This window comes from Bradyrhizobium sp. ORS 375 (assembly GCF_000239775.1).
Classification (GTDB): domain Bacteria; phylum Pseudomonadota; class Alphaproteobacteria; order Rhizobiales; family Xanthobacteraceae; genus Bradyrhizobium.
Map to the genome: position 1 here is coordinate 1 of NZ_CAFI01000437.1, position 8,120 is coordinate 8,120.

General features: G+C 64.8%; 7 protein-coding genes, 1 tRNA gene and 1 pseudogene. 8 read left to right on the plus strand and 1 reads right to left on the minus strand.

What is annotated here, in order from left to right; all coding sequences use genetic code 11:
* Positions 1 to 195 (minus strand): hypothetical protein (locus BRAO375_RS38430; protein WP_210161278.1); only part of this gene is annotated, 195 nt, incomplete at its 3' end.
* A gap of 107 nt (positions 196 to 302) precedes the next feature.
* Here BRAO375_RS38430 and BRAO375_RS28700 point away from each other — a divergent pair.
* The 8 genes and pseudogenes from BRAO375_RS28700 to BRAO375_RS28740 all read left to right on the plus strand — a co-directional run.
* On the plus strand, positions 303 to 1,499 hold the full coding sequence (locus BRAO375_RS28700) for a DUF2778 domain-containing protein (protein WP_139031502.1): 1,197 nt from the start codon (positions 303 to 305) through the stop codon (positions 1,497 to 1,499).
* A gap of 1,279 nt (positions 1,500 to 2,778) precedes the next feature.
* The gene (locus BRAO375_RS28705) at positions 2,779 to 3,003 is read left to right on the plus strand and encodes a hypothetical protein (RefSeq protein ID WP_009030938.1); all 225 of its coding nucleotides are present in this window, start codon (positions 2,779 to 2,781) and stop codon (positions 3,001 to 3,003) included.
* Positions 3,004 to 3,033: 30 nt separating this feature from the next.
* Positions 3,034 to 3,570 (plus strand): HNH endonuclease, encoded by a 537-nt coding sequence (locus tag BRAO375_RS28710; RefSeq protein WP_009030939.1) that lies wholly within the window; start codon positions 3,034 to 3,036, stop codon positions 3,568 to 3,570.
* A gap of 419 nt (positions 3,571 to 3,989) precedes the next feature.
* Positions 3,990 to 4,054, plus strand: a tRNA-His gene (locus BRAO375_RS28720).
* A gap of 386 nt (positions 4,055 to 4,440) precedes the next feature.
* Positions 4,441 to 5,592 (plus strand): slipin family protein, encoded by a 1,152-nt coding sequence (locus BRAO375_RS28725; RefSeq protein WP_009030940.1) that lies wholly within the window; start codon positions 4,441 to 4,443, stop codon positions 5,590 to 5,592.
* 206 nt (positions 5,593 to 5,798) lie between these two features.
* Positions 5,799 to 6,086: a GIY-YIG nuclease family protein gene (locus BRAO375_RS28730; RefSeq protein WP_009030941.1), complete on the plus strand. Its 288-nt coding sequence runs from the start codon at positions 5,799 to 5,801 to the stop codon at positions 6,084 to 6,086.
* 291 nt (positions 6,087 to 6,377) lie between these two features.
* Complete coding sequence (locus BRAO375_RS28735) at positions 6,378 to 7,733, plus strand: RtcB family protein (protein ID WP_009030942.1); 1,356 nt, start codon at positions 6,378 to 6,380, stop codon at positions 7,731 to 7,733.
* 129 nt (positions 7,734 to 7,862) lie between these two features.
* A pseudogene (locus BRAO375_RS28740) lies at positions 7,863 to 8,120 on the plus strand (signal peptidase I); the annotation flags it as partial.

Sequence of the window (8,120 nt, forward strand, 5' to 3'; positions counted from 1 at the left end):
CCGCCGGACCCCAATCGTTAACGCGGTCTGCGATGTTTTACGGATTTGGCGGCGTGGCGAACACTGCCGCCCCGGAAAGACCCGGTGGGGCAATATTGCTTCGGTCTGCCATTTTGCCCTGTTTCCGCCCTCTTTGACGGCGAAACAGACCTTCATGGTTAACCCGCCCTTAATCTGCCAAAACTTAATCAGCATTTAACTAAAAGTCGCCTTAATGAAGCTTGGTGCTTCTGCGAGATGCAAGACGGGTGTCCGTGGCGCATCGCGCGAGAGTTTTCGAGTATTCGTTCGGGCGTGAGTGAATGAGTAACAGTCGAGCTGCGTTGGCCGCACGAAACCGCAGGAAGTCCTCCCTGGTCGCTTTCTCTCACAAATTGATCGGTGGCGCGGCGGTCGCGTGCCTGATCGGCGGCTGCGCCGTGATGGTCTACACCAAGATCATCGCCGCCGACGCCTATCCGACGTTGGGCAGCATCGAGCAGGACGAGCCGGTGACGCGCCCGGCGCCGCGGATCGCCACGCGCAGCGCGGCGGATGCCGTGGGCGACGCGTTCTCGGCCTTCCCGGAAACGCCGGCGACGACGGTCGCTGCCATCACGCCGCAGATGTTCAACGACCGCTTCGGCGCAGCCGTGCCGCAGGGCGTCGCCTCCAACGCGTCCGCCGGTGCGCCGCCGCTGCCCAGGCTTGCGGACGCCGCACCCAAGCTGCCCGAGCTGAAGCTGGCCGAGGCCAAGCCCGTCGAATCCAAGTCCATCGAATCCAAGCCGGCCGAGCCCGCGAAGGCCGCCGAGGCGCCCAAGAAGGACGTCCGGCCGCCGATGCAGCTGGCGCTCGCCAATACCAATCCGAAGCAGCCGCCGAAGGCGCAGCCTGATGCGCCTGCACAGGCCGCCGATGCGAATACGAAGAGCGGTGGCTTCTCGCTGCGCGCCATGACCGAGCGCGCCAAGGCCGCGGTGATGTCGATTGCCGGCGAGCGCCACTCGATCCAGGAAAAGCTGTGGGGCAAGCCGGAGAACCAGGAGGGTGGCCTGCTGGCCTATGCCTCGGCCGACTCCAACATTACCGCCTCGATTGCCAAGGATCCGACCCGCGGCGGCCGTCCGCCTTACGACCTGAGCACCGCGGTCTACGACATCTCGGCCAAGGCGGTGTACCTGCCTGACGGCACCAAGCTCGAGGCGCATTCCGGCCTCGGCGACAACCTCGACAAGCCGAGCTCGGAGAAGATCAAGATGCGCGGCGTCACCCCGCCGCACATCTACGAGCTGAAGCCGCGCGAGGCGCTGTTCCATGGCGTGCCGGCGCTGCGTCTGAATCCGATCGGCGGCGAGGATGCCATCCACGGCCGCAATGGCCTGCTGGCGCACACCTTCATGCTCGGGCCGAACGGCGATTCCAACGGCTGCGTCTCGTTCCGCGACTACTACGCTTTCCTCGATGCCTACAAGAACAAGGGCATTCGCAAGCTCGCCGTGCTCGCGCGTATCGATTGAGCCGGGCAGGGGGAAGCATCCTCCCGTTCCGTCGTTGGTGATCAGCTGAACTTTCTCCGCATTGTCATTCCGGGGCAGCCCGCAGGGCTGAGCCCGGAATCCATAACCACGATCGTGAGTATGGATTCCGGGCCCAGCCGCTGGCGCGGCTGTCCCGGAATGATGAGCTGAGCTGGTTTGCGACATCCCCTCCTTGTCGGTTTTAAAAGGGCAGCGCGTCGAAGTTGGTGCCTCGCGCCTCTCGACGAAATTGCTGATCGACGACGGACACGAGGCGCTGCTTCTGTCTACAAGTGCTGCAGCCCGAGTCATGACATCGCCATCTCGCGGCCGATGATGCCCGAGTCTTGCTTAGTATAGTCGCCCTCGAAAATCAGGAGAGGGCGCGGGGAATGCCGGGTGAGGGCCTCACCCATGGCCCGCCTGCAACAAGAAAAGCAGGCGGCAGTCACCACAGGTTCAGCCGCATCATCCGGCATTCCCCGCGCGATGGCTTGACGGCTTATACGTGGTCTCCCTGGTGCGCCGGCTGTCTGGCCACCATCGGTCGGAGCACGTCGGGCTCTCGACCTTGACACCAGCATCGGGGTGTCAGGACATCACGACTTCGCCGTGCGCGCCGGATCGTTCGTCCGCATGATCAGCTCACGCTGCGACCGGCGCGCCCACCGCATCCCGCCCTCCACGTTCGTGACGATCGCGAAGCGTCCCTCTCATGAGGGCGGGACGGGCATAGATTGCATGATTTTCGATTTTTGAAAATCGGAAAATCTGCAGTCGATCGGCTGGGGTGGCTGATCCCATTGAACGGCTTCAACAAATGAGTTCTTCCGCGCACGCATGTCGCGGCCCGCGATTGGCGCCGATGGGCGGCCTGATCAGGAAAAATCCGCAACTGATTTGCCCGGCGGGCAGTTTGGATTGTTGTAAATTCGTTGCGGTCCGCTGGCGAGCCACGATTGCAGCTCACGCTCCGGCCTTGACGGCTTCGGAAAATTCTGCGCATAGCTCTGCCCCATCGAAAACGGACCGCCGCTGTCAGGCGCGCTCCTCTGAGGACCACGACCGTGTTGAGCCTAAGCTCACATCTCGCCAACGTCGCCACCAACGAACGGCCATTCACCTGGTCGCGCGGCTGGTTCGGCATGTCGTTCGGGATGGGCGCCTGTCAGGGTCGTGACGATCTCGCACTGTCCCTGGCCAAGCCGGGACTTCGAATTCCAAGAGAAGCGTAATCGGCGGCGGGATCGCACCCTCCGCACATCGAGCGGAGGGTCCGATGACCCGCATGACGAGCCAAGACTCCAAACAAGACCCCGAGATTTTCGATTGCGCGCGAGCGCTGTCCTCGCCGGTGGCGCTCGCCTTCGTGCGCATCGTGATGGCGTGCCGCGGCGTCAGCGAGGCTGCGGCCAAGCAGATCTATCTCGACTACATCCATGGCGGTACCGCCGAGCACGCGCCAAGCGACGTCGGCTGTCCCGCGGGACGGCAGCATCAATGAACCGACCCGTGCCGAGAAAGGAGGTCGACGATGTCTACATCAAACCCTGCGCTCGTTCTCAACGCCGACTTCCAGCCCTTGAGCTACTTCCCGCTCTCGGTGTTCAGCTGGGAGAACGCGATCAGAGCCGTGGTCAGCGGCTCTCACGTCGTCGTCGCGGAGTACGACCGCGTTGTGCGCAGCCCGAGCGTCACGATGCGGCTGCCGTCGGTGATCGCGTTGCGCGACTATGTCAGGCCGGCGATGCGCGTGCCGTTCACGCGCTTCAACGTCTTCCTGCGCGACCGTTTCGAATGTCAGTACTGCGGTGGCCGCTATCTCCACGGCGAATTGACGTTCGATCACGTTGTGCCGCGCGCCGACGGCGGCGAGACGTCGTGGACAAACATCGTCGCGGCCTGCAGTCCCTGCAACGCGCGCAAGGACCGGCGCCATCTCGAGCCGTGGCGGCCGCCGTTCGAGCCGACGCGGCACGAGTTGATGGCCGCGCAGCGTCTGTTCCCGCCGAGATTCCTGCATGAGACGTGGCAGGATTATCTGTATTGGGACGTTGAGCTCGAGCGGTGAAATGAACGTAGCCCGGATGAGCCCACGGCGCCACCGTCAGGCGGCGCCGTGGGCGACATCCGGGGTCTCATCGGCTGCGCGTGTGAACCCGGATGTCGCTTCGCTCATCCGGGCTACGCAGTCGCATGCCATCTTCGGGTCAGCAATCCGATTAGTACAAATCCGTATAATGATGCAGCTGATCAGCAACAATGGGTTTCTAACTAATTATTTGCATGATCCTCTTGCGCACTATGCGGAACCTGTGTAGTAGCACGACCCTTCGTTGCGACTTTGGTTCGGGCTCGCTGAGATCCCGACTGGCGCGGCCCGGTGTCCGGTCCCGTGTTCCGTCAAGGCGAAGACGGCGTCTGTAGCTCATGGAGAGCGTCGGGGATGATACTCCGAAGGCATCGGTTCGATTCCGATCGACACCACCAGGATAGCTCAGTGGGTAGAGCAGATGACTGTGAATCATCGGGTCGCGGGTTCGACTCCCGCTCCAGCGCTCCGCGCGTTAGCTGTGCAAGCTAATTTCCTCTGACGAGGACCGGACGCGCGCTTCAGTTGCGGTTCGGCCGCTCTGCTCCGGGGCAATGCCTCGGTCATTGCGACCTGATCAGGACACTGCAGAGCCGGCTCTGTGCCGCGGTGGATACCGCGTCGCGTATGGCCGGGACCGCTCGCGCATCGCCGCGTCCGCTTCGGTGGTCGTGAGATGCGAGAGGCGCCCGGTCGCACCCGACGCTCAAGCCGCGGCCCGCTCGGTTCAGGCAGGAAGCGCCGTCCGGTTCTCACGTCCTTTGAATTTTAAACTGCTGCGGGGGCGGGCCGGCAGCCAACAGAGCACGGCCCGGCATCCGTCCGGACCTTGCACGAAAGGAGAGTGCCATGAGCTGGCATGTGATGATGAAGACGCAGACGGTGGCGGATGGCGAGCGGGCGCTGGTCTGGCGTGACGGCCAGCTCGTGCGCGTGCTCGGTCCCGGCCGTCATGCGCTGCTCGATCCGCTGCACCGGCTGACCGTGCAGCTGTTCGACGTGGTCAAGGCGGAGTACCCGGCTGACCGTTACGCCGTGCTGAAGGCGGCGCGGCCCGATCTCGCGGCGGAGCTGTTCGAGGCGGTGGAGACGGGCGCGAACGAGATCGCGATCGTCAGCCTCGACGGCCGGCCCGCGCATCTGCTGACGCCGTGGCAGACCCGCGTCTACTGGAAGGTGGCGACGCAGGTCGAGGTCGAGCGGATCGACATCACCAGCGACGTGCGCGTGAGCGCGCGGCATCTGGCGATGATCGAGCGCAACCGCCCGGGCATTGTCACCGAGGCCGTGGTCGAGAACCACGAGTCCGGTCTGCTCCACGTCGACGGCAGGCTGACGGAGCGGCTGGCGCCGGGCCGTCACGCGTTCTGGGCGGTCGGCCGCAAGATCGAGGTGAAGCGTCTCGATCTCAGGCCGACTGCGCTGGAGATCACCGCGCAGGAGATGCTGACCAAGGATCGCATCGCGCTGCGGGTGACGCTGACGGCGTTCCGGCGGATCGTCGATGCGGAGGCCGTGGTGGCGACCACGCCCGACGTGGATGCCTGGCTGTACCGGCTGGTGCAGTTCGCGATCCGCGAGGCGGTGGCGTCACGCACGCTCGACGAGGTGCTGGCGGCGAAGGCCTCGCTCGATGCCGAGCTGCGCGACTACGTGCGCGCGCGGCTCGACGGTTCGGGCGTGGAGGTGACGGAGCTCGGCGTGAAGGACGTGATCCTGCCCGGCGAGATCCGCGACCTCGTCAACAAGGTGGTGGAGGCGGAGCGGCTGGCGAAGGCCAACTTGATCCGTCGCCAGGAGGAGACCGCGGCGACGCGCTCGCTCCTGAACACCGCCCGGCTGATGGAGGAGAACCCGCTGCTGCTGCGCCTCAAGGAGCTGGAGTCGCTGGAGCGCCTGGTCGAGAAGGTCGGCCGCATCGACCTGCATGCCGGCGACGGCGCAGGCCTCGATGCGCCGCTGACCAGGCTGGTGCGATTGAAGACGCCGGATGCGGCGTAAGCAAATGGAGAGGCCGCCTACGGGCGGCCTCTCGTCCCCAAGGGATGATTGTAGGATGGATTTGAAAAACCAGCTTGGTTTTGTGAGTATGGAGTCCGGGCTCAGCGGCTGCTCCGGAATGAGGGGAGGAGAGGATGCGGGCTCTGTCCACTCGTCATTCCGGGGCGCGCGAAGCGCGAGCCCGGAATCCATAACCCCGGCTGCTTATGACGTACTACGTTTATCTCCTTGCGAACAAGAAGCACGGCACGCTGTATTTGGGCGTTACGAAAGATCTCGCCCGTCGTGTCCATGAGCACAAGACCAAGGTCGCGCCAGGCTTCACCTCTCGCTATGACATAGGCAAGCTCGTCTGGTTCGAAATCTATGACGATGCCATCACCGCCATCACCCGCGAGAAGGAGTTGAAGAAATGGCGGCGCGATTGGAAGATTCGGCTGATCGAGGAGAACAATCCCAACTGGGATGATCTCTATCCTGGAATCTGCAGCTAAGCGTCGGGCTCATATATTCACAATGCGTATGGATTCCGGGCTCGCGCTTCGCGCGCCCCGGAATGACGAGCGGAGAGGCCTGCATCTTCTCCTCCTGTCGTTTCGGGCCAGTCGCGCAGCGGCTGAGGGTAGCCCGCATGAGCGCAAGCGACATGCGGGTTCATCGCTGCTGATCTTCGGTCCCCGGATGTCGCTGCGCTCATCCGGGCTACGAGCCTGCGCGTCATTCCGCAAATGAACGCAATTGCCACCTGCGGCAACAAACGAATCCGACCGAACACGAGACCCACCATGATCGACGGAAACACTCTGATCACCTGGGGCTTCAAGCCGGGCCGCTGGTTCAAGGACGGGCTGGCAGCGGCCAATGCCATGCGCGCCAACGGCGCCGACGATGATGCGATCTTCGCCGCCCTCCAGGCGCTGCAGCCGGCGGAGACGCTGATGCGCACCAATGGCGTGCCGTTCGCGATGCTGATCGAGGCCGAGAACGAGCTCGAGCGCGCCAATGTCGCGGCGGTCACCCAGCACATGGATGCGCTGATGCGGGTGCCGACCATCGTCGCCGGCGCCGTGATGCCGGACGCCTGCCCGTCGGGCACGGCGCTCGGCACCATTCCGGTCGGCGGCGTGGTGGCCTGCGAGGACGCGATCCATCCGGGCTTCCATTCGTCCGACATCTGCTGCTCGGTCGCGGTGACCGTGTTCGCGCGCAAGGACGATCCCAGGCGCATCCTCGATGCCGTTCACGCCGTGACCCATTTCGGTCCCGGCGGCCGCGACCGGCTGCACCAGCCGCCGGACGAGGTGATGGCCGGCTTCGACGACAACCCGTTCCTGAAGGGGCTGGAGCGCTTCGCGGTCGGCCACTTCGCCACCCAGGGCGACGGCAACCACTTTGCCTTCGTAGGCCATCTCAAATCGACCGGGCAGGCGGCGCTGGTGACGCATCACGGCTCGCGCGGCTTCGGCGCGCAGCTCTACAAGCGCGGCATGGCGGCGGCGAAGCGGCACACCGCGATTCACGCGCCGAAGGTCCCGGAGCACAGCGCCTGGATCAAGGCGTCGAGCGACGATGGCCGCGCCTATTGGGACGCGCTGCAGACGGCGCGGTTGTGGACGCGCGCCAATCATCATGCGATCCACGATCTCGCCGCGGCCAGGCTCGGCAACGCCGTCGCCGACCGCTTCTGGAACGAGCACAATTTCGTCTTCCGCAAGAGCGACGGCCTGTTCTACCACGGCAAGGGCGCGACGCCGAACTGGTCCGGCTTCTCGGTCGACGATGACGGCCGCACCATCGTGCCGCTCAACATGGCCGAGCCGGTGCTGATCCTCGGGCATCGCGACAACAAGGACGCGCTCGGCTTCGCACCGCATGGCGCCGGCCGCAATCTCGGCCGCAAGGCGTTTTTGCGCGCGCATCGGCCTGAGATGCCCGATGGCATCGACGCCCGCTTCTATTGCGGCAAGCCCGATCTGTCGGAGCTGCCGCAGGCCTACAAGAACGCGGCGTCGGTGCGGGCGCAGATCGCACGCTTCGGGCTTGGCGAGGTCGTCGATGAGGTGATCCCCTACGGCTCGATCATGGCCGGCGATTGGGAGGACGACGCGCCGTGGCGGAAGAAGCGGTCTGCGCCCTCCTAGCGCAGGCTTGGCCTGTGCTAATTGGGCTGTGCTAACAACGTCGCGCTTCCGCTTGCGCGCGCGGCGTGATTGAACGCGATCGTGTCGCGCGCGGCTCACCAGACGGCCGTGCTGAACCGAGGTTGATCCATGTCCGATAGCATGCCCGTGACGACGTCAGCGCAATCGCCGTTCGTGTCGGTTTGGCTGCATCCGCGGCGGACGATCGCGCGCATCGCCGATCGGTTGCCGCATCCGCTGGTTCTGCCACTCGCGGTTGCAGGTGGCATCGGCGCGGCAATCAACACGTTGCTCGGCTTCGGCACGGCGAACGACCTGCTCGACTGGCGCGCGCTGCTGGCCTGCCTCGTGCTCGGCGGCGCGTTTGGCGCGCTGAATCTCTACGTG